Annotated in this window: 11 protein-coding genes, 2 tRNA genes and 3 rRNA genes; 8 read left to right on the forward strand and 8 right to left on the reverse strand. The window is 57.2% G+C overall.

The window, feature by feature from the left end:
- Positions 1–100: 100 nt before the first annotated feature.
- The 4 genes from OHL21_RS00650 to OHL21_RS00665 form a co-directional block, all read right to left on the reverse strand.
- Positions 101–928, reverse strand: coding sequence for a TatD family hydrolase (locus OHL21_RS00650; RefSeq protein ID WP_263415317.1), 828 nt, complete (start codon positions 926–928; stop codon positions 101–103).
- A 112-nt stretch (positions 929–1,040) separates the two neighbouring features.
- Entirely contained in the window at positions 1,041–3,170 is a 2,130-nt protein-coding gene (gene metG / locus OHL21_RS00655; RefSeq protein ID WP_263415318.1) for a methionine--tRNA ligase, read from the reverse strand.
- Between the two features lie 328 nt (positions 3,171–3,498).
- The gene (locus OHL21_RS00660) at positions 3,499–4,251 is read right to left on the reverse strand and encodes a FadR/GntR family transcriptional regulator (RefSeq protein WP_263415319.1); all 753 of its coding nucleotides are present in this window, start codon (positions 4,249–4,251) and stop codon (positions 3,499–3,501) included.
- A 73-nt stretch (positions 4,252–4,324) separates the two neighbouring features.
- On the reverse strand, positions 4,325–5,668 hold the full coding sequence (locus OHL21_RS00665; RefSeq protein WP_263415320.1) for an MFS transporter: 1,344 nt from the start codon (positions 5,666–5,668) through the stop codon (positions 4,325–4,327).
- Positions 5,669–5,922: 254 nt separating this feature from the next.
- Between OHL21_RS00665 and OHL21_RS00670 the strand changes: the two genes are divergently transcribed.
- Positions 5,923–6,960 carry an aldose epimerase family protein gene (locus OHL21_RS00670; RefSeq protein ID WP_263415321.1) on the forward strand — a complete coding sequence of 346 codons (1,038 nt, stop codon included), beginning with the start codon at positions 5,923–5,925 and terminating at the stop codon, positions 6,958–6,960.
- A gap of 457 nt (positions 6,961–7,417) precedes the next feature.
- Here OHL21_RS00670 and ligD read toward each other — a convergent pair whose 3' ends face one another.
- The 4 genes from ligD to OHL21_RS00690 all read right to left on the reverse strand — a co-directional run bounded on the left by ligD (position 7,418) and on the right by OHL21_RS00690 (position 13,391).
- Complete coding sequence (gene ligD / locus OHL21_RS00675; protein ID WP_263415322.1) at positions 7,418–10,180, reverse strand: DNA ligase D; 2,763 nt, start codon at positions 10,178–10,180, stop codon at positions 7,418–7,420.
- Between the two features lie 479 nt (positions 10,181–10,659).
- Positions 10,660–11,031, reverse strand: a complete 372-nt coding sequence (locus tag OHL21_RS00680) for a hypothetical protein (protein ID WP_263415323.1) — start codon at positions 11,029–11,031, stop codon at positions 10,660–10,662.
- 93 nt (positions 11,032–11,124) lie between these two features.
- Positions 11,125–12,072 carry a non-homologous end joining protein Ku gene (gene ku / locus OHL21_RS00685; RefSeq protein WP_263415324.1) on the reverse strand — a complete coding sequence of 316 codons (948 nt, stop codon included), beginning with the start codon at positions 12,070–12,072 and terminating at the stop codon, positions 11,125–11,127.
- Between the two features lie 377 nt (positions 12,073–12,449).
- Positions 12,450–13,391 carry a branched-chain amino acid transaminase gene (locus OHL21_RS00690; protein ID WP_263415325.1) on the reverse strand — a complete coding sequence of 314 codons (942 nt, stop codon included), beginning with the start codon at positions 13,389–13,391 and terminating at the stop codon, positions 12,450–12,452.
- 139 nt (positions 13,392–13,530) lie between these two features.
- On the opposite strand from OHL21_RS00690, the gene OHL21_RS00695 reads away from it, so the two are divergent.
- The 7 genes from OHL21_RS00695 (at position 13,531) to OHL21_RS00725 (ending at position 22,073) form a co-directional block, all read left to right on the forward strand.
- On the forward strand, positions 13,531–14,430 hold the full coding sequence (locus OHL21_RS00695; RefSeq protein WP_263415326.1) for a M48 family metalloprotease: 900 nt from the start codon (positions 13,531–13,533) through the stop codon (positions 14,428–14,430).
- A 956-nt stretch (positions 14,431–15,386) separates the two neighbouring features.
- Positions 15,387–16,886: ribosomal RNA gene (locus tag OHL21_RS00700) — 16S ribosomal RNA — on the forward strand.
- A 246-nt stretch (positions 16,887–17,132) separates the two neighbouring features.
- Positions 17,133–17,209 (forward strand) — tRNA-Ile (locus OHL21_RS00705).
- A gap of 46 nt (positions 17,210–17,255) precedes the next feature.
- Positions 17,256–17,331, forward strand: a tRNA-Ala gene (locus OHL21_RS00710).
- A gap of 393 nt (positions 17,332–17,724) precedes the next feature.
- A 23S ribosomal RNA gene (locus OHL21_RS00715) occupies positions 17,725–20,659 on the forward strand.
- A gap of 122 nt (positions 20,660–20,781) precedes the next feature.
- Positions 20,782–20,898 (forward strand): 5S ribosomal RNA (gene rrf / locus OHL21_RS00720).
- Together the 16S, 23S and 5S rRNA genes with 2 tRNA genes alongside form the textbook arrangement of a ribosomal RNA operon.
- A 176-nt stretch (positions 20,899–21,074) precedes the next feature.
- Positions 21,075–22,073: an NAD-dependent epimerase/dehydratase family protein gene (locus tag OHL21_RS00725; protein WP_263415327.1), complete on the forward strand. Its 999-nt coding sequence runs from the start codon at positions 21,075–21,077 to the stop codon at positions 22,071–22,073.
- Positions 22,074–22,330 lie beyond the last annotated feature (257 nt).

Consider the following 22,330-nt stretch of genomic DNA (forward strand, 5'->3'; position numbering starts at 1 on the left):
TTGTCGTCCTCGACTGTGGACCCGCCACAGCCTTCGGCCTCCGCCTCGTCTGGATCAATTTGCGCTCGCAACGCTGGCGACAGGAGTTTGATGACACACCCTAGCTTACGCCAAAGATGCGCCGGAAGTTGGCGGTCGTCGCCTGGGCAAAATCCTCCGGCGTCAGCCCGCGAGCGGCGGCGATGGCGGCGGCGGTGTACGCCGTGTAGGCGGGTTCGTTGCGCTGGCCGCGGTGGGGAATCGGAGCCAGATAAGGGGCATCGGTCTCCACCAGAATGCGGTCCAACGGAGTCGAGATAGCCACAGCCATCAGGTCCTTGGATTTCGGGAAGGTCGTGTGTCCTGCGAAAGAGAGGACGAAGTTGTTTTTAAGGCTTCGGTCGGCGTGCTGCTGTGTTCCGCTGAAGCAGTGCATGACGCCGGTGATGTCGTGCGGTGTCCAGTGCTCTTCGATCAGGGCGAAGAGATCATTCCACACATCCAGACCAGGGAAGTTCGGGGTGCCGTCGTTGGGGCGGCAGTGGATCAGGATAGGCTTGCGCGCCGCCACGGCAATCTGCATCTGCCGTACGAAGCATGCCGCCTGAATCTCCGGTGCGGGTGACTCGGCGTGGTAGTAGTCCAGGCCAATCTCGCCGACGGCGATGCAGTTCGGATCCTGGACAAGCTGCTCCAGACGCGCATAGTCGGCCTGGGTGGCCTCATGTGCATTGCCGGGGTAGATGCCGGCGCTGGCGTAGACAGCGGGCGTCGACGCGGTGGCAGGGCGAGCCAGCGCCAGGCCGTTGCCCATATACGCCGGGCCTTCGCCGATCCCGATGGTCAGGATGGTCCGGACGCCGGCGGCATGGGAGCGCGCCAGCACGGCGTCCAGATCCTCGGCAAAGCGAGGATTGTCCAGATGACAGTGCGAATCGACCAGATGCATGAGAGTAATTCTCCTAAAAGTGTAGAGCGGAGTTTTGGCTGTTTGCGCCGTTTTCCGCGAAGAAAACGGCATTCGCGGATTTATCCAACTCCACAGTATTAGGAGAATTGCTCTACTTCAGGCGTGCTCCCAGCGGCAGACTTTCGAGGAAGGTGGCCAGGTAGGGATGCCCGTGGTCGCCGATGCTGGCGGCCACAATCATGCCGTTCGACTCCAGACCACGCATCTTGCGGGGAGCGAGGTTCGCAACAATGACAACCGTCCGGCCGATGAGCTGTTCGGGCTCATAGAACTCGGCAATGCCGGAGAGGATCTGCCGTTGCTCGAAGCCCAGGTCTACCTGCAGCTTCAGCAGCTTGTCCGCCTTGGGAATGCGCTCCGCCGCGAGCACCTTGGCGACGCGCAGGTCGACCTTGGCGAAGTCGTCGATGGTGATGGTCTCGGCGATAGCGGGAATGCCGTTGGCATTCTCTGCGGGAGCAGCGGCCTGTGCAGGTGCAGAGACTTCGGCGACTGCTGTGGCGGCTTCGGTGGCAACGGGCTTCTGTTCGGTGTCAGTCATCTTCTGAATCAGTTCCTTGGGTGCGCGCGGGAAGATAGGAGCAAGCGTGCCCAGCTTCGTGCCCGGCTGTAGTCCGCCCCATTCGAGGTTTTTGAGTTCACCACTGTTGGCAGCCTCAGTCATTTGGCCGAGTCCGAGTTGCGCCCAGACCTTGCAGGTGGTGTAAGGGAGATAGGGATAGAGCGCCGCAGTCAGATGACGGATCGCTTCCGTCGCGCTGTACAGCACCTCGGCAAGCTGTTCCTTCTTGGTCTCGTCAGCCGCGAGCTTCCACGGTGCATTGGCCGTGATGTAGCCGTCGGTGACGGCGATCAGATTCCAGATCCGCTGCAGATGCGCGCCGAAGTCGTAATCGGTCGGGACATCGCCCAAGAGGGCTTCGCGGGGATGAGAACCCATCGTCTCAGTGTTCGAGATGTTCGGGACAATGCCCCCGAAGTACTTCTCAATCATTGCCAGGGTGCGGCTGACCAGGTTGCCGTAACCGTTGGCGAGGTCGGAGTTATAGCGCTGCACCAGCGCATCGAAGCTGAAGCTGCCATCCTGGCCGAAGGGAATCTCGCGCATCAGGAAGTAACGCAACACGTCGGTTCCGAAGAGGTCTTGCTCTTCCGGCGTAGCTTCGGGCTTCAGGCTGCCGAAGGCGTCCAGAATGGTCTCGGCGCGCACGATATTGCCGCGCGACTTGCTCATCTTGCTCTCTTCGAAGAGCAGCCACCCATGCGCCTGCACCATCTTCGGCAGCGGCAGACCGGCCGCCAGAAGGAAGGCCGGCCAGTAGATGCAGTGGAAGCGGATGATCTCTTTGCCGACGAGGTGGAGATCGGCGGGCCAGAACTTGTCGTAGTTCTCGCAACCTTCCTGCGCAAAGCCGAGAGCAGTCATGTAGTTTGCCAGGGCATCCAGCCAGACGTAGATGACGTGCTTCTGCTTGCTCTCGGAGGCGGCGGGCTCAGGGACGGGAATGCCCCAGTCGAAACTGGAGCGGGAGATGGAAAGGTCCTTCAGCGCTCCGGGAATATAGGCTGTGCCGGCGGCGGAGAGCTCTAGCGACTCGGCGGGTGCGGCGGCGACATTGCCGCGCAGGAAGCTCAGCACCTCGTTGCGGCGAGCTTCCGGCTCGACAGCGAAGCGGCCCGACTCAATGAGATCGATCAGCTGAAGCTGAAAGCCCGAGAGGCGGAAGTAGAAGTTCTCTTCGGTGACGGTCTCCAGCGGACGTCCGCAGTCAGGGCAGGGCGTTCCCGGGGGGAGATCGACAAAGGCCTCGTCGGAGACGCAGTAGCTGCCGGTATAGCTGTCCAGATAGATGTGTCCGCCCTCGTAGAGACGGTTGAACAGCGCCTGCACGCCCTTAGCGTGGCGTTTCTCGGTGGTGCGGATGTAGTCGTTGTAGGTGATACCCATCCGGTCCCACAGGGCACGGAAGTTGGCCGAGACCTCGTCGGTAAACTGCTGCGGCGTAATGCCGGCGGCTGCGGCGGAGCGCTGGACCTTCTGGCCGTGCTCATCGGTGCCGGTAAGGAGGTAGACGTTGTCGTTGCCGCGCAACAGGCGCTGGCGGCGCGCAATCGTATCGGCCGCGAGCGTGGTGTAGGCATGGCCGATGTGCGGACGCGCATTGACGTAGTAGATCGGCGTGGTCAGGTAGAAGGTGCCGGGCTTGTGCTGGTCAGACATGGTCAGTTGTTAAGGATAACCGGGTGGGAGGCAGAGACCGGGTCAGACAAACGTGTTTATCGGGGTGGAAGCGCTGAAGGCGCGTTCTATACCAGCCTGGGGCAACGCCCCAGGTACTTGGTTCACAGAAACACGAAGGGCTGAAAGCCCGCTCTATATTTCTGGAGACATGGATCCGATACATCCTTAAGAATGGATTGACTGGCTGTACTGACAAACTATAGATCGGGCCTTCAGCCCTCGCCCCTCATTGGAACGAAAACCTGGGGCGTTGCCCCAGGCTGGTATGGAGCGCGCCTTCAGCGCTTGGAATCATCAGGTACCCGCCCTAGTTCGATCCCTGCTTAGCGGCAGCCTCATTATTCGTGGGCACTTCCATATCCTGCGAGGCGCGGGCCCGATAGAGGTGTTCCCGCATGGCATCGCGCGCTCCCTCGGGATTGCGCGCCCGGATCGCCCGATAGATCGCACGGTGCATCTCCGCCGACTCCTTGCGGTCGGTCGACTGCGCCACTGTCTTGGAACGGACGTCATACAGGGCCGCCGTGATGGTTTCCATCAGTGTCGCCAGGATGGGATTCCCCGCAGCTACAGCGATGGTGCGGTGAAACCGGACGTCGTGGATCAGGTACTCCTGCGGTTGCTCCAGCGAGGCGTACATCTCGGCAACCTCTTCGGCGAGGGCAGCGATATGTTCGTCGGTGGCGCGTTCGGCGGCAAGTGCGGCGAGATCCGCTTCCAGCACAAGGCGCGCCTCAAACATCTGCCATGGCAGGAAGCCGTGCAGTGCTCCCAGAACATTCAGTGAGTTGCGGTCCAGTGCCGGCGGGCCGTCGGAGACGAAGGTGCCCGCGCCGTGCCGCGACTTCAGCACGCCCATGGCCGAGAGAAATCCGATGCCGGCACGAAGCGAAGAGCGGGAGATGTCGAGCTTCTTCGCGAGTTCGCGCTCAGGCGGCAGACGATCGCCGGGGCGCAGCTCGCCGCGGGCGATCAGAGAACGGACGTGCTCCACCACCTGCATGGTGAGCTGAGAGTGTGGTTTCCCGGTGGTGCGATTGTTGGCTGTCTTCGTCGGCATGGCTCGTAATCAAATCCTTGCGGTCGCTGGAAGCATACCACTTTGGTCCGGAGAATGGCCGAACTGGTTCAACCTATTCGACGGCTTCGCGCGGACGTCCCATGCGTGGCACCAGCAGATGCATGATCAACAGCGCCAGCAGGTACACCGAACCGGCGAGCGTAAAGATCAACGCGGGATGCAGCGAGAGGTTCTTCTTCACTACTGCGGTAAAGACCGCGCCGCCCAGCGCTCCCATCGCTCCCCCGAAACCAACGACCGTGGAGACCGCGCTCGACGGGAACATGTCACCGGTAGTGGAGAAGAGGTTGGCAGACCAGCCCTGATGCGCGGCAGCGGCCAGGGCGAAGAGGGCAGTCGCCGGCCACGGATTGTTGGCGAACAGCGAGCCGACATGCGGCACAAAGATGATGGGGATCACACAGATGGCCATGGAGAGCATGGCGATCTTGCGGCCTGCGTTGATGGAGAGTCCGCGCTTCATCAGGATGCCTGAGAGTGCCCCGCCAAAGATGGAGCCAACCGACGAGAAGAGGTACACCGTGACCAGGAACCAGTACTGCGCGCGCAACTCAAGACCGTAGTTCCGGTTGAGGAATTGGGGCAGATAGAAGAGATAGAACCACCACACGCCATCGGTGAGCCCCTTACCAAGCGCAAAGGCCCAGGCGCGGCGCGTCAGCAGGATCGAGAGGAAGCTCTGCTTCTCGGCAGGCAGGGCAACATACTGTTGCGTCAGGGTGTCCTGCGAGGGACGCAGTCGAGCATAAGGGAAGAGCAACCACAGCACCAGCCAACCCACGCCCATGGAGCCCGTGGCGACGAAGGCATAACGCCAGCCGAAGTGGATGGTGACGGCGGAGACCAATAGTGGCGCGATCAGGGCGGAGAAGTTCGCGCCGGAGTTGAACAGACCAGTTGCCAGGCCACGCTCTTCCGAAGGGAACCACTCAGACGTAGCCTTGATGGCCGCGGGGAAGTTACCGGCTTCGCCCAGACCGAGGCAGACCCGTGCAATGTAGAAACCTACGACGGACGTTACGAGGGAGTGGCTCATGGAGGCCAGACCCCACACTGCGATCGCAAGCGCGTATCCTGCCTTCGTTCCAAGACGGTCGACGACGCGGCCGGAGATCAGCAGGCCAACGCCATACGCGATCTGAAAGAAGATAACGACATTGCCGAAGTTGTTATCGAAGGTCGGCTGGTGGAACTTGTCGGCTGCGGGGTTCCAACCCATGAAGGAGACACCGTGCAGGACGGGCTCAATCAACGAGAAGACCGAACGGTCCATGTAGTTGATTGTGGTCGCAAGGAAGAGAAGGAAGCAGACAACCCAACGAAGGTTCGATGAGTTCGCTGGGTCAGCGACTGCACGAAGGTTGGGCGAGTTCGATGGGCGAGTTACTGCAGCCATGCGATGGTCTCCAAGGGGATTTTTGGTCAGACCAGTATGGCCCTCCGGACAGAGCATAGTTGACGGGGATAAGGGGTGGCAAGGAATTTGGAGGCATTCGATGGAAATCGTTCGTAGTTGCAACCAAAGCATCAGTGGAAGTCGCTGGAAACAGACCGGATTTCCTGAAGTTCGGCGGCGGGAGGTAGAGTCAAGGATGTTCGCGTAAATCGAATCGCAGAGGGATGAGGTTAAGGATGGGTGGAGAGGTTGTGGTGAGCAAGGCCGTCTTCGGCGCGTTGCCGGACGGGTCAGAGGTAGAGATCTTCACACTGAAGAGCGAGCAGGTAGAGGCTCGCGTCATGAACTGGGGCGGCCGCCTGGTCAGCGTGAAGACGAAAGACCGTAACGGCGAGATGGCTCATATCTCATTGGGCTACGACACTCTGGAAGAGTGGCTGCGCGATACCGCGTTCTTCGGCGCCACGGTTGGACGCGTCGCGAACCGCATCGCCGGCGGCAAGTTTGAGCTGGACGGACAGACCTTCCAGATTCCGCAGAACAACGGGCAGAACGCACTGCATGGTGGACCGCAGGGCTTCGACAAGAAGCTCTGGACTGCGAGGGAAGTGCCAAATGGCGTGTCGCTGTCGCTGGTCTCGCCGGATGGTGACATGGGCTTTCCCGGGACAATGACGGTCACGGTGACCTATACGCTGAAAGGCGGCGATCTGCATATTCACTATCGCGCGACCAGTGATAAGACGACGGTGGTCAATCTCACCAATCACGCCTACTGGAATCTGCGCGGCGACGACCGGGGCGACATTACCAATACGCGCATCGTCATCAACGCGGATGCCTTCGTGCCCACCGATGCAACCTCTATCCCGACGGGCGAGCTGGCTGCTGTCGAGGGAACGCCGATGGACTTCCGCACAGAGCATGCCATTGCGGATCGCGCCGATGCAGACTTCGAACAGTTGACGTTCGCCAAAGGCTACGACCATACCTGGGTGCTGAACGGTGCTGCGGGAACGATGCGTGTCGCGGCACAGGCGTATGAGCCGGAGAGCGGACGCACTCTGACGGTGACGACAGACCAGCCTGGGATGCAGTTTTACTCCGGCAACAATCTAAAGGGTGTACTGGTCGGCCGCTTCGGCAAGGTCTATACAGCCCGCACCGGTTTCTGCTTCGAGACACAGCACTTTCCCGATTCTCCAAACCACGCCAACTTCCCCCCGATTGTGCTTCGCCCGGGAGAGGTCTTCGAGTCAGAGACGGTGTATGGCTTTGGCTTGAAGAGTTAAAAGTTGAAAGTTAAAAGTTAAAGCGTTAAGACTGTGCCTGGTCGAGAACGCGTAGCTCTCTTCGTTGTCATACTTAACGAAGTGAAGGATCCGCTTTATTGTTTCTTCTTCGCAGCGAAAGCCGCGAAGAAGAAGTATCGCGCTACGCGATTGTCTTGCTTAAGCGCACGGCTTCAGCCGTGCGAATTTGATGCTGCGAAAGTAAGCGGCTTTAGCCGCTGAGGGCTAATCTAGTCGCATCGCAATACTCCATCTGACCGCATTTTTGTTTGTCATCTCACAGCGAAGCGGAGAGATCTGCTTCTCCAAAACATTGACCTCAGCGGCTAAAGCCGCATCAGTATGAAGACTTTCTACGGGACGGCTGAAGCCGTCCCCTTAAGCAAGACATTCGCACCGGCAGTGCGAAATGACAGCGCTTCGCGCAATAGATAAACAATGCAGCAAAGCTGCCGCACTAAATCGGCAACTGCTGTTTGATCTTCCCCATCTCTTTCCACGGATCACGCTTAAGCCGCGGCTTCCATGTCTCAAAGTCGACAACCGTAAAGACAGGCCGCTCAGGAAGTTTGAGATCAGTCCATGGAAGCGGGAGTGAAACATGCGCCCCTTCGCGAGCACGTGGGCTGAAGGGAGCCACTGCCGTAGCTCCACGTTCATTGCGAAGATAGTCGAGAAAGATGTGGTTTGCGCGTGCGGCCTTGCTCATCTTGGTGAGATACAGCCGCGGATTGTCCCGCTCCATCTGCAGGACCAGCTCATGCGCCCACTCTTTCACCGCTGGATACTCATGCTTCGGCGTGATGGGAATGACGACGTGCAGTCCCTTGCCTCCGGTGGTCTTCAAGAAAGAAGTAAGCCCGAGCTTCTTCAGGCGAGCACGTACGTCCGCAGCCGCCTCGCAGAGTGTGTTCCAGGGGATAGCTGTATCGGGATCGAGATCGATGACAACGCGATCGGGCCTTTCGAGATCGTCGTTCTTCGATCCCCAGGGATGAACCTCGAGTACTCCCATCTGCGCCAGGCCCGCCAGGGCCTCCGGTGTGGAGAGAGTGATGTACTGTTCGATCTCCCGGGTCTTTTTGTCGGGCACCGGGGTTCCCGTGATGCCTGGTGGCAGCATGTGATTTACATGTTTCTGGAAGAAGCATTGCTTGCCGGCGCCATCAGGGCATCGCACCAGTGACAGCGGACGATTGGCAATATGCGGCAACATATACGGCGCAACCGCCCAGTAATACTCCGCGAGCTGCCGCTTGGTGAGCTGACTGGCGGTATCGAGAATCTTGTCGGGGTGCGTCAGGCGGACAGGCGCGGCCTTCTCTGTCGCCTTCTTTTTCGTCGCGACGCTTGCTGCAGAGGATTTTTGCTCCGTCACCTTCAGAGACGCTTGCGGCATCGGCATCCGTCCTCTCTCGTGCTTGGCGGAAGGAGCGACTGTTGGCTCTTCGCGGCGAACTTCTTCCGCAGGCTTGTCTTCGCGAAGCCCCTGGAAGGCGGCTTGCCGTACAAGGTTGTCAGCCGTCCACGTTGTAAAGGTGACCTGCGCAACGAGCTCAGGTTTCACCCAGATGGCTCCAGTGCGCCCATCTGGCGGCACCGCGTAAAACGCGGGTTTGCTCTGTCGCAGGGTCTCGAGCTTGTCGCGGAGCATCTTATGAATCTTGGCATTGAAGCCGGTGCCGGTTCGCCCGGCATAGATGAGCTGCTTCTGTTCGTTGTAGTAGCCAAGCAACAGCGCGCCGACGCCGCGGATGGCATTAGAGGGAAGGGTAAAGCCTCCGACGACGAACTCCTGCTCGCGAATGCACTTAAGCTTCAGCCACTCTGGCGAACGTGTTGCGCGATAGGGAGCGTCACCGCGCTTGCAAATGATGCCCTCCGCATGCAGGCTGCAGGCGTTCTGAAAGATCGCCTTGGCGTCGCCCTGCAGATGCTGCGAGAACTGGATTTGTGGATGGTCAAGCTGTGTGAGCAGCGGCTCCACCATGGCTTTGCGTTTCAACAGCGGCAGATCGCGCGGGTTATGCCCATCAAGATGCAGCAGATCGAAGACGAAGTAGGTAAGGGGCCGCCGCTCGCCGTGCTCGAAGGATGCCTGCAGGTCGGCAAAGCTGGTGGTGCCATCGGGACGTACAGCGCAGAGCTCTCCATCAAGGATGGCTGTCGTCGCGGGAAACTTCGCCAGAGCCGCAGCGACTGGGCGCATGCGATGCGTCCAGTCCAGGCCGCGCCGGGTGAACAGCTTTACCTTCTCGTGGTCGATGTGGGCCTGGATGCGATAGCCGTCGAGTTTGAGCTCATGAATCCAGTTGGAGCCGGTTGGCGGGTTAATGGCTTCCACGGCAAGCTGCGGTTTCAGAAATTCGGGAAGCTTCTCTTTAGGAAGCTTCCCGAGTGATGCTGATTTTTTTGCTGCTTTGCCGGGTGGTTTCGGGCTGCGAGGAGCCTCTTCAGCCGTCTTCGACGGTTGCTTGTACCAGGGCTGGCCGCTGCTGCTGGTCTCCTTGCTGTTCCAGACGTGATCTTCGGCGGCTGCAATCTGTTCTATGGAACGGCCGGTGACGACGGAATCGGGTTCCGCCTCAGTTACCGGCGGCTCGTCCGGGCCGCGCTCGAAGTCATCATGCTCCTTGATCAGCAGCCAGTTGGGTTTGGCTCCAGGTTTTGTGTCGCCGGCGAAGCGCCCACCCTTCATGCGGATCAAGGCCCATTTGCCTTTCAGTTTTTCGCCATGGAGGATGAACTTCAGCGATCCGCTCTTCAGGCCTTCATCGACGTCGTGCCCGGGCTGCGGCTCCCATGTGCCGTGATCCCAAACCATGACGGTGCCGCCGCCGTACTGCCCCTTGGGGATGATGCCTTCGAAGCCGCCATACTCCATGGGGTGATCTTCTACTTCAACCGCAAGGCGCTTGTCGGCGACGACATAGCTCGGCCCCTTGGCGACGGCCCAACTCTTCAGCACACCATTCCAGCCGAGCCGGAAATCATAGTGCAGCCGTGTGGCGGCGTGCTTCTGGATGACAAACGGCAGCTCACTGAGTTTGGCTGTCTTATGTCCACCTGCAGGCTCGTCGGTGATACCGAAGTCGCGCATGGAACGATATTTCGCAAGCTGCTGGTCGACCGCCGAAGAGGCCGTCGGTGTGCGCTTCGCCGTGGCCTTGGTAGGGGCTTTGCGTGTTCCGGATTTCTTCGCTGCTTTTTTCGTGGCCATGTTCGATTCAGATGCTGCGGTGGGGATGAGGGTATTACAAAGATCTGTATTTCGTGGCCCTGCTTTTAAGAAAAGAGTTGGGGCTGCAATCCAAAGGGCAACCGAGTGGATGTGGAGAAGAAGTAAACACGGTCTTTCCACGCCTCTGGGCATGGAGGATTCGCGCGATGAGCGCGAATTGCCTCGCTTAAGCGCACGGCTTCAGCCGTGCGATAACAAGCTGCAAATGAGTGCGGCTTTAGCCGCTGAGGGCAATGTGTTGGGTACCTCAGCGGCTAAAGCCGCGTTTCTTTCGGGCCTGATATGGGACGGCTGAAGCCCGTCCCCTTAAGCAAGGCATTCGCACCTGCGGTGCGAAATGGTTGTGCTATGCGCAAGGTGTTGCCTGATGCAGCAAAACGCACCGTCTCGCCCAGATCGTATGGTTTATCGAATGGTCTTGTTAAACGCAAAGAAGCAGCTCGCTCGGGTCACGTTCTCTACGGCACAACACACTTCGATTGCGCAGTGCAGACCACCGGCAACTGACATAGCTTGCCGGTGAAGTGCTCCAGCCGGTTGAGCTTCATCGCTGCCTGAAGAAAGCCGGTGTTGTTGCAGGCGGCTCCCGCAGCCACATCACGGCACGCGCGGGTCGTGTACTTGTCGACCAGCGCCATGTCCTGTGCCGGGAGTTGAGTTTCGTAGTCTTCGATCGAGTTCAACAGCTCCGCAGGCGCCATCAACTCAAGATGTTTCGCAGGACACTGCTGCTGCAACAGCTCGTGAAAGCTCTTCCACGCCTGCCTCGGCGTCGCATCGGGCGCAGCAAGGGCAGACACGGTGAGCAGAAGTGGAAGTAGCTTTTTCATTACCAGGGAAAGTTGATTTGCTCGAATGCGGTGCTGAGCTCAATGCTCGCGGAGTCAACTAGCAACCAGGAACTAGCAACCAGCAACTGGGGCTCACGCTGACTTCTTCTTCGCACCCTTCTTCGCCGCGGCTTTCGTCTCTTTCACGATCTCCATGCCGTGCTTCGCATCGGATGCGGTAGCCTTCGCTGCGGGCTTCTTCCGGCCTGTGGCTGCAGCGGCTTCTTCCTGCTTGTTGCCGTGTACCGAGGCGCGTAGCGCGTCCATCAGGTTGATGACCTTGGCCATCGGTCGGTGTTCCTCTTCGACCGGCAGCGGTTGATGGTCAACCTTCGCCTGCACCAGCGCGCGAACGGCGGCTTCATATTCGTCGTGCCATTTGGAGGGATCGAACTTCTGCGCCTTGCGTTTGATCAGCTCCTGGGCGAGATCGAGCTGGTCTTTCTCGACAGTGACGTCCTTGATCTCGCTGAAGTACTCCTTCGCATCCCGCAGCTCTTCCTGGTAGCGCATGGTGTAGGCCATCAAGCCCTTGAGCTCTTTATCGGCGGGCGCCGCGATGGCGACAAGGTGCTCGCGGCCTCCGAAGGCGATCTTGCCGATGCCTGCCTTCTTCATGCCACGCAAGGCTTCGCGGATGGTGACGAAGGCTTCCGTCTGCGCTGCGTTCTCCGGCGTGACGAAGTAGGGCTTTTCAAAGAAGGCGGGGTCCAGCTCTTCGAGCGCAATGAACTGTTCCAGGGCGATCGTGTTGCGAGAAGGAATGCGGAGATTGGCGATCTCTTCCGGCTCGATCTGGATGTACTCACCTTTGCGGAACTCGTAGCCCTTAACGATGTCAGACTTCTCGATGGTGGAGGCAGGCGTCGATTCGTTCGCTTCTGAGGCGCTGACCTTCTGGTACTTCACCCGTTCGCCGGTGGAGCGGCTGATCTGATGAAAACGGATCTCGGACTTGGATTCCGTAGCGACAAAGAGTTTGACCGCGAACGAGACCAGGGAGATTTGAATGTGACCGGACCAGTAAGGACGAGCAGCCATGACGAGCCTTCCTCCAACAACGGCGTGAGAAGCCATTGTAGGCAGGAATGGATGCTTTTTTGCGGTTTTTCTCGGGTTTTCGGCGAAATTCAGCGAAGTTTCGCCAAGCCTTCGCCGCAAAGATTACTACTTGGTTCATAGTGTTGGGGAGTAGTTAACCCTTCTAAAAACGAGTCCCTCGACATATGAGTTCCTCCGCAGATGGGTCCCTCCAAACAGATGGGTTTGCAGGGTGTTGGTGATGACTCTAAACCCACATCTGGCGATAAAGCCGCCAGATATGGGGCACCCAGTCCTACGCACCCAATCCTATGAGACTAAGCAAACAGAAGAGGCGGCCATCAGGCCGCCTCTTTTTTGCTTGCATCAGAAGGGTTCTAGACCGAAGTTTCTTCGTTGGCCTTGACGTTCACCGGCGTAAGCCAGTTATAGCGATCGGGCTGCAGACCGTTGACCAGGGCGAAGAATTCATCGTGGATGGCGGTGGTGATGGGGCCCATCTTGCCGTCAGCGATCATGATCTGGTCGACCGAGCGCAGGTGGGTAACTTCGGCGGCGGTGCCGGTGAAGAAGGCTTCGTCCGCGATATAGATCAGTTCGCGGGGCAGCGACTGTTCCACCACTGGAATGCCGAGGTGCTTGGCAATCGTAATGATGGAGTCGCGTGTGATGCCCGACAGTACCGAGTTTGCCAGCGGCGACGTGTAGATGACGCCGTTGCGGATGAGGAAGAGATTCTCGCCCGAGCCCTCGGACAGATAGCCGTTGCGGTCCAGCGCAATGCCTTCCACGTAGCCGTTGGCCTTGGCCTCCATGTTGATGAGCTGCGAGTTCATGTAGTTGGCGCCCGCCTTGGCCAGCGACGGCATGGTGTTCGGCGCCAGGCGCGACCAGGAGGAGATACAGACATCGGCGCCTTCACTGGCGGTGATGTACTTACCCCAGGGGAAGTTGGCGATGTAGACCTCAACAGGAGACTTGGTGGGGTTGACGCCAATCTCACCGTAGCCACGGAAGGCGATGGGCCGGATATAGCACGGAGCAACACCGTTCGCTTCAACGACATCTACCACTGCGGCGCATAGCTGATCGACGGTGTACGGCAGCGGCATGCGATAGATCTTGGCCGAGTCGATCAGGCGTTGCATGTGCTCCGGCAGGCGGAAGACGCCGGCGGAGCTGCCCTGGGTGTAGGCACGGATCCCCTCGAACACGGAAGAGCCATAGTGCACCACGTGGGACATGACGTGGATGGTGGCTTTCTCCCAGGGGATGAGCTGTCCGTTGTGCCAGATGTTCTGGGTGGGCGTGATTGGCATGGTACGTCGCTCCAAGCCTCGCGGTAGCGAGGTAAGGGTTAGATTATAGCCCGCAAAAGGGCCATTTTCCGCGTGTTTTCCCGTTTCCTGTGGGATTCACTACAATCGCGGCACGGCCCGGCAGGGAGTGGAGACGGTGATGAAGAAGCAACTGACACGATGGCTGGTAGTGGTAGTGATGGCGGCGGCAGTCCGGTGCGAGGCGACGCAGATCCAACTTCCGGTATGCAAGAACGCCTTCACGGAGCCGGATGAGCAGAAGCAGGGCGAGCAGGTGGCGGCGAAGGTCTACGACGCGATGCCGGTTCTGAAGGATTCCGACCCGGTCGCCGTCTACGTGCGCCAGTTGGGAGAGAAGCTGGTGAACTACGCTCCCGGATATGCATGGAGGTACAACTTCCACGTCGTCGCCAGCGATGAGATCAACGCGTTCGCCCTGCCGGGAGGATCGGTGTTTGTGAATCTGGCGACGATCCAGGCAGCCGAGAGCGAGGCGCAACTGGCTGGCGTGATGGGCCATGAGCTCTCCCACGTGGTGATGCGTCACGCGACCTGCAACATCACCAAGCAGCAGACTCGGAGCATCTGGTACGGCCTGGGGCAAATTGCGGCGCAGGCAACCATTGGCGGCAGGCTCGGAGATATTGCTGCCCAGGGTATCGGGACGGCCGCGGGGTTGGACTTCCTGCGGATGGGGCGCGATGCCGAAAAACAGGCAGACCTGATGGGCACCCACATCCTGTACGACGCCGGATATGACCCGCGCGGCATGCCGCAGTTCTTTGAGATTATCCAGGCGAAGTATGGCGCGGGCGGGGCACAGTTTTTGAGCGATCACCCCAATCCCGGCAACCGGACCCAGTATGTGAGCGCGGAGATTGCGACCCTCCCTCCCCGGGATAAACAGGTGCGCACGACGGATGCCTTCCGCAGGGTGCACGACATCGCTATGAAGGAGAAGGCCTTGACGGCAGAAGAGGTGAAGGCCGGCGCCTGGAAAAAATCAGGGGAATACCAGAAGGCGCCCAAACTGGACTAGGGAGCGAATTGATAGGGGCGCGAATTTCGTTGTTCGTGTTTCCAGCAAACCAAGGTTGCACCGTCTGCGGTGCAACCTTAACTTTTATAAGTTATTGAATGCAAATAGGTAATGGTTGGTTTTCAACATTGAGATGCAATTTTCAACAGTGTTAAGCTTGCTTTCCGTTCATCAACGGGTTACATTCAAAAACGTTGCAGCGAACAGCAAGCAACGCTGAGGTTGAAGCGCGAGCCTGAAGGCGAGGCCGCCCTGGTGAAAACTGGGAGAATCTAGAAAGATCAGGTTCTTCAACCCGCAGTCCAAGCGTTTGTATTTGGGACAGAGCGATAGGGTAAATGCCCCGCCCCCAATCAAACCCAAGCCACTGCAAAGTTGAAATCGAAAAGGGCCCTAGAGGCCGCAGTCGCGCGTCGGCTGAAGTGATGTTTGAGTTTCTGTGCTGTGATGACGCCACTCAAGGTGGATACGTCAAACTCTAAGTAGGACGAGCTGCTTCTTTAGCTTGCAGGATCTGCGCCCGCGGGGCTTGATCGGCCATAAGGACCGACGGCAGATAAGGCAAGAAAAGAAAACAGCGAAAGAGGTTGACAAGCGAACGAAAGTTCGATACCTTAGAAAAGTTGGCGCAAGTCGAAAGCGACGACGAAGCGAACCGGCGGTTGAGATTGTAGATCGAAGCCAAGCGGGTAAGCGGAAGTCGTACCACCCAGACAAAACAGCGCATCAAGTTCGAGGACACATGGCAGCGTTACGCGCCTGAGTCCTTGATCCAAACGGCCCGCCAAGGCGGTTGTCCGTTACGGATCTTTGACAACATAGTTGAACGTGCCAGTCGTGAGATGATGCAAGCTTTGGCTTGGTCAAATCTCACAAGGTAATGACCCGCCAGGTTTTCGAGCCTTGGCGGGCAGGCAGGACCCACGGACCTCCGTCCTGTGGGCTGCCAACAGGTTTCAAACGAGAGTTTGATCCTGGCTCAGAATCAACGCTGGCGGCGTGCCTAACACATGCAAGTCGCACGAGAAAGGGTAGCAATACCTGAGTAAAGTGGCGCACGGGTGAGTAACACGTGACTAACCTACCTCCGAGTGGGGAATAACTTCGGGAAACCGAGGCTAATACCGCATAACACTTACGAGTCAAAGCAGCAATGCGCTTGGAGAGGGGGTCGCGGCAGATTAGCTAGTTGGCGGGGTAATGGCCCACCAAGGCGATGATCTGTATCCGGCCTGAGAGGGCGCACGGACACACTGGAACTGAAACACGGTCCAGACTCCTACGGGAGGCAGCAGTGGGGAATTTTGCGCAATGGGGGAAACCCTGACGCAGCAACGCCGCGTGGAGGATGAAGTCTCTTGGGACGTAAACTCCTTTCGATCGGGACGATTATGACGGTACCGGAAGAAGAAGCCCCGGCTAACTTCGTGCCAGCAGCCGCGGTAATACGAGGGGGGCAAGCGTTGTTCGGAATTATTGGGCGTAAAGGGCGCGTAGGCGGTTTGGCAAGTCTAGTGTGAAATCTTCGGGCTCAACTCGAAGTCTGCACTGGAAACTGCCGGGCTTGAGTATGGGAGAGGTGAGTGGAATTTCCGGTGTAGCGGTGAAATGCGTAGATATCGGAAGGAACACCTGTGGCGAAAGCGGCTCACTGGACCATAACTGACGCTGAGGCGCGAAAGCTAGGGGAGCAAACAGGATTAGATACCCTGGTAGTCCTAGCCCTAAACGATGATTGCTTGGTGTGTCGGGTACCCAATCCCGTCGTGCCGAAGCTAACGCGATAAGCAATCCGCCTGGGGAGTACGGTCGCAAGGCTGAAACTCAAAGGAATTGACGGGGGCCCGCACAAGCGGTGGAGCATGTGGTTTAATTCGACGCAACGCGAAGAACCTTACCTGGGCTCGAAATGTAGAGGAATTCGGTAGAAATATCGGCGCCTAGCAATAGGCCTCTATATAGGTGCTGCATGGCTGTCGTCAGCTCGTGTCGTGAGATGTTGGGTTAAGTCCCGCAACGAGCGCAACCCTTATCTCCAGTTGCTACCATTTAGTTGAGCACTCTGGCGAAACCGCCTCGGATAACGGGGAGGAAGGTGGGGATGACGTCAAGTCCTCATGGCCTTTATGTCCAGGGCTACACACGTGCTACAATGGCCGGTACAAACCGTCGCGAACCCGTGAGGGGGAGCCAATCGGAAAAAGCCGGCCTCAGTTCGGATTGAAGTCTGCAACTCGACTTCATGAAGCTGGAATCGCTAGTAATCGCAGATCAGAACGCTGCGGTGAATACGTTCCCGGGCCTTGTACACACCGCCCGTCACATCACGAAAGTGGGTTGCACTAGAAGTCGGTGAGCTAACCGCAAGGGAGCAGCCGCCCAAGGTGTAATTCATGATTGGGGTGAAGTCGTAACAAGGTAGCCGTAGGAGAACCTGCGGCTGGATCACCTCCTTTCTAAAAGAGAAACGTCATGGCACATAAACGCGCTCCGCGGAATGCGGACAGTCTTCGGACTGAGCGGTTATGGTGACCATGTCAACCATCGCCTGACTTACCTGCAGGAGTGATGGAATTCTGAATCAAGCCTTCTTTTGGCTTGCTTGTCATCGATATCGATGGTCAGGATTGGCTTAGCTGGTCCGCACGTTCAACTGTGTCCTCGAAAAACTTTTCGAGAGAGCTTCTGGAAGCTCTACCAAAGGGCCTGTAGCTCAGTTGGCTAGAGCGCACCCCTGATAAGGGTGAGGTCGGTAGTTCGAATCTACCCAGGCCCACCATTTCGCAGGTAGAAGGCAGCCAGGCTCGGCAATATGGTTTGTCCATGGGGCTGTAGCTCAGCTGGGAGAGCACCTGCTTTGCAAGCAGGGGGTCAGCGGTTCGATCCCGCTCAGCTCCACCAATCCTCTCGATGTGGTTTGACGATCCCGCTAAGTGCGGTATACTGAAAAACGTTGCCTCTAACTGAGGTTGAGGTCCTGACTGATAAGTCAGAGCTTGAACCTTGAGTAGCAGTCAACACTCAAGCCGGCCAAGGCCGGTGAGCAGCGATAAGGTTGCTCGAGTGATGTTTGACAACTGAATAGATTGGGTAAATTAAATAACTACAAGGCTGAGCTGTCAGCGGTAAGGGTTGTTTCCTTATGCGGCTGGCAATAATCAGTGTTGAGTGTCTTTAGAATAATTCGGCTAGACGATAGCGACCGGGTAGTTACTGGTTGTGAGTCGTGCTAGCGAAGGCGGACAACAACATAGAGTTGGACGCTCATACATTCTGTGTGTGAGTAAATTCTATGGTCAAGCTACTAAGGGCGCACGGTGGATGCCTTGGCAGAAACAGGCGATGAAGGACGTGGCAAGCTGCGATAAGCTTCGGGGAGCCGCACACAGGCGTTATATCCGGAGATTTCCGAATGGGGAAACCCAGCTGGGCAAAACCCAGTTATATCCCGCTGAATTCATAGGCGGAGATAAGCGAACGGAGGGAAGTGAACCATCTCAGTACCTCCAGGAGAAGAAAGAAACCTCGATTCCGAAAGTAGTGGCGAGCGAAATCGGAACAGCCCAAACCCGTCGCATTACGGTGCAACGGGGGTTGTAGGGCCTGCAACAGTAGAGTTACCAATCTGGCTTATAGTCGAATCCTTTGGAAAATGGATCCATAGAGCGTGACAGGCGCGTAGACGAAATGAGTCCAGACTCGAAGCAGGTACCTGAGTAAGGCGGGGCACGTGAAACCCTGCTTGAATCCACGGAGACCATTCCGTAAGGCTAAATACTCGTTTCTGACCGATAGTGAACCAGTACCGTGAGGGAAAGGCGAAAAGCACCCCAGTGAGGGGAGTGAAAAGTACCTGAAACCGTGTGCCTACAAGCAGTGGGAGGACTATGCCCGTAAGGGAATGTCTGACCGCGTGCCTATTGCATAATGAGCCGGCTAGTTATTCTTGTCAGCAAGGTTAAGCGTGAGCGAGCCGCAGCGAAAGCGAGTCTGAATAGGGCGATTAAGTTGGCAGGAATAGACGCGAAGCGGGATGATCTACCCTTGGCCAGGTTGAAGATGGGGTAACACCCATTGGAGGACCGAACCGGTGTTTGTTGAAAAAAGCTCGGATGAGCTGAGGGTAGGGGTGAAAGGCTAATCAAATTCCGTGATAGCTCGTTCTCTCCGAAATAGCTTTAGGGCTAGCCTCGGATGATTTGCGTTGGTGGTAGAGACATGATTGGACTAGGGGGCTTTCCGGCTTACCGAATCCAGCCAAACTTCGAATGCCAATGACAACCAGTCCGGGAGTCAGACTGTGGGGGCTAAGCTTCACAGTCGAGAGGAAAACAGTCCAGACCGCCTGCTAAGGTCCCCAAATTACAGTTAAGTGGGAAAGGAAGTCGGAACGCTCAGACAGCCAGGAGGTTGGCTTAGAAGCAGCCATCCTTTAAAGAAAGCGTAATAGCTCACTGGTCAAGCGGTCCGGTGCCGACAATACAACGGGGCTAAAACTGTATACCGAAGCAGCGGATGCACACATTGTGTGCGTGGTAGGAGAGCATTCTCACAGCGATGAAGTCAGACTGAGAAGACTGATGGAGCGTTGAGAAGAGACCCTGCCGGCATAAGTAGCGATAATCAACGTGAGAACCGTTGACGCCGAAAGTCTAAGGTTTCCTGAGGAAGGTTAATCCGCTCAGGGTTAGGCGGTCCCTAAGCTGAGGCCGAGAGGCGTAAGCGATGGACATCCGGTTAATATTCCGGACCTCCCAATATCTCGTTATCACGATGGGGTGACGCAGAAGGATAAGCAGGTCGTCATATGGCTATGGCGGTCGATGCGCGTAAGCTGGATCTGATAGGCAAATCCGTCAGGTCTTAACAGTGAGGCGCAAAGCAAGCCCGTATGGGTGTAAGCTGCTGATTCCACGCTGCCAAGAAAAACCTCTAAGGAGAGAGATTGGGAACCGTACCCCAAACCGACACAGGTAGACGAGGAGAATATCCAAAGGCGCTCGAGTGAAGGCTTGTTAAGGAACTCGGCAAATTAGACCCGTAACTTCGGGAGAAGGGTCGCCCACCTCTGGTGGGCCGCAGTGAAGCGCGTACGGCGACTGTTTAACAAAAACACAGGTCTCTGCAAAGTCTAAAACGACGTATAGGGGCTGACTCCTGCCCGGTGCTGGAAGGTTAAAGGGAGAGGTTAGAGGTAACTCGAAGCTTTGAACTGAAGCCCCAGTGAACGGCGGCCGTAACTATAACGGTCCTAAGGTAGCGAAATTCCTTGTCGGGTAAGTTCCGACCTGCACGAATGGAGTAACGATCGTACGACTGTCTTAACGAGTTGCTCGGCGAACTTGTAGTACCGGTGAAGATGCCGGTTACCCGCAGCTAGACGAAAAGACCCCGTGCACCTTTACTATACTTTTACAGTGGGTTACGGCAATTGCTGCGCAGGATAGGTGGGAGGCTTTGATCCCGGGATTTCGGTCTCGGAGGAGCCAACGGTGAGATACCACCCTGCGATTGTTGTGATCCTAACCTACTCCCGTGATCCGGGAGAGGGACATTGTAAGACGGGTAGTTTGACTGGGGCGGTCGCCTCCTAAATTGTAACGGAGGCGCGCGAAGCTACACTCAGGTCGTTTGGAAATCGACCGTCGAGTGCAAAGGCATAAGTGTGGTTAACTGCGAGACCTACAAGTCGAGCAGATGCGAAAGCAGGCCTTAGTGATCCGGTGGTTCTGTATGGAAGGGCCATCGCTCAACGGATAAAAGGTACGCCGGGGATAACAGGCTGATCATTGCCAAGAGTTCATATCGACGCAATGGTTTGGCACCTCGATGTCGGCTCATCGCATCCTGGAGCTGTAGAAGGTTCCAAGGGTTAGGCTGTTCGCCTATTAAAGCGGTACGTGAGCTGGGTTCAGAACGTCGCGAGACAGTTCGGTCTCTATCTGCTGTGGGCGTAGGAGATTTGAGGGGGCCTGTCCTTAGTACGAGAGGACCGGGATGGACGAACCTCTTGTGTTCCAGTTGTCTTGCCAAAGGCACGGCTGGGTAGCGAAGTTCGGTTATGATAACCGCTGAATGCATATAAGCGGGAAGCATGCCTCAAGATGAGATCTCCCAACCCAAAAGGGAAATGAAGGGCCCAGGAAGACCACCTGGTTGATAGGCTGGAGGTTGAAGCACAGTAATGTGTGTAGCTTACCAGTACTAATCGCCCGTTCGGCTTGTCCATAGAATTTACTCTGCACAGAGTTATTGTTGTCAGAGACATTCAACACAAGCCCTGTAGTTATCAAAAGCAGCAAACTCAATCTATTCAGTTGTGAAGTATCGCGCGAGCGACTTCGACAATTTGCCGGTGAGCATATCGCAAGGGTCACACCCGTTCCCATCCCGAACACGGAAGTTAAGCCTTGTCGAGCCGATGGTACTGCACGGGAAACTGTGTGGGAGATTAGGTTATCGCCGGCATATTCTTGAAAATGCCCACTCTTCGGAGTGGGCATTTTGCTTTTAACCTCAATTCCATCCTTTAACACGACGGTGATTACTTTCGTGTCGGCCCCCATGCCGGTTTCCGCTATGATTGGGTTAGCGCGCGTACATCCGCAGCAAAGATTGCTAACCTTTCCAACCAAGGGGACAGAATGTCACAGAAGAGAGTGCTTGTCGGCGGCGCCGGCGGGTTTATCGGCGGCCACCTGGTTCGCAGACTGAAGTCGGAAGGCTTTTGGGTTCGGGGCGTGGATATTAAGAAGCACGAGTTCACCGAGTCCGCAGCAGATGAGTTCATCCAGGCCGACCTGCGCGATCCGCAGGTGGTCAAGGCTGTGGTCGACGGTATCGATGATGTGTATCAGCTTGCGGCCGACATGGGCGGCGCCGGCTACATCTTTACCGGCGAGCACGATGCCAATGTGATGCATAACTCAGCGACCATCAACCTGAACGTGGTTGAGTACGGCCGCGAGGCCGGCGTTAAGCGTTTCTTCTACTCCTCCTCCGCTTGTATCTACCCTGCCTACAATCAGGAAGATCCAGACAATCCGAAGTGCTCGGAAGACTCCGCCTACCCCGCGGCTCCTGACTCGGAGTATGGATGGGAGAAGCTCTTCTCGGAGCGTCTGTACCTCTCCTACATGCGGAACTACGGCCTGCACGTCCGTGTCGCCCGCTTCCACAACATCTTTGGCCCGGAAGGCACCTGGCGCGGTGGCCGCGAGAAGTCGCCTGCCGCAATGTGCCGTAAAGTGGCTACGACCCCCGAGGGCGGCTCGATCGAAGTATGGGGCGATGGCAAACAGACCCGCTCGTTCCTCTATGTCGATGAGTGCGTTGAGGCAATTCGCCGCATGATGGATGGTCCCTTCGAGGGACCGCTGAACATCGGCTCGGAAGAGATGGTCAGCATCAACCAGCTCGCGAAGCTGGTGATGGATATCGCGGGTAAACCGCTGACGATCAAGAACGTCCCTGGCCCCCTCGGGGTCCGCGGACGTAACTCCGACAATCGCCTGATTCGCGAGAAGCTGCAGTGGGAACCGAGCCAGCCACTGCGCAAGGGGCTGGAGAAGACCTATGCCTGGATCGCAGATCAGGTCAAGAAAGTAGAAGCCGAAGAGGGCGAGCTCGCCGCTAAGGCGTAAGCTGAATTTCAATCCAAAGAAAACGCCACGGATTTTCCGTGGCGTTTCTTATTGATAGAACAAGCTGAACAGGTCCACACCTTTTAGAGTAGTTCTTTGAGGAACAGCTTTAGTTCGCTCCTGTGGCGCAAATGTAGAAGCGATCTCGCAGTGATCTATCGCGAAATGCGCGACCGTCTTGCTTAGCCTAAAGGAACGGCCTCAGCCCATTCTTTATTGCCAGAAAGATGTGTTGAGCGCTGAAGGCGCGACCTATA

It is taken from the genome of Terriglobus albidus (assembly GCF_025685425.1).
In the GTDB taxonomy this organism is placed as follows: Bacteria; Acidobacteriota; Terriglobia; order Terriglobales; family Acidobacteriaceae; genus Terriglobus; species Terriglobus albidus.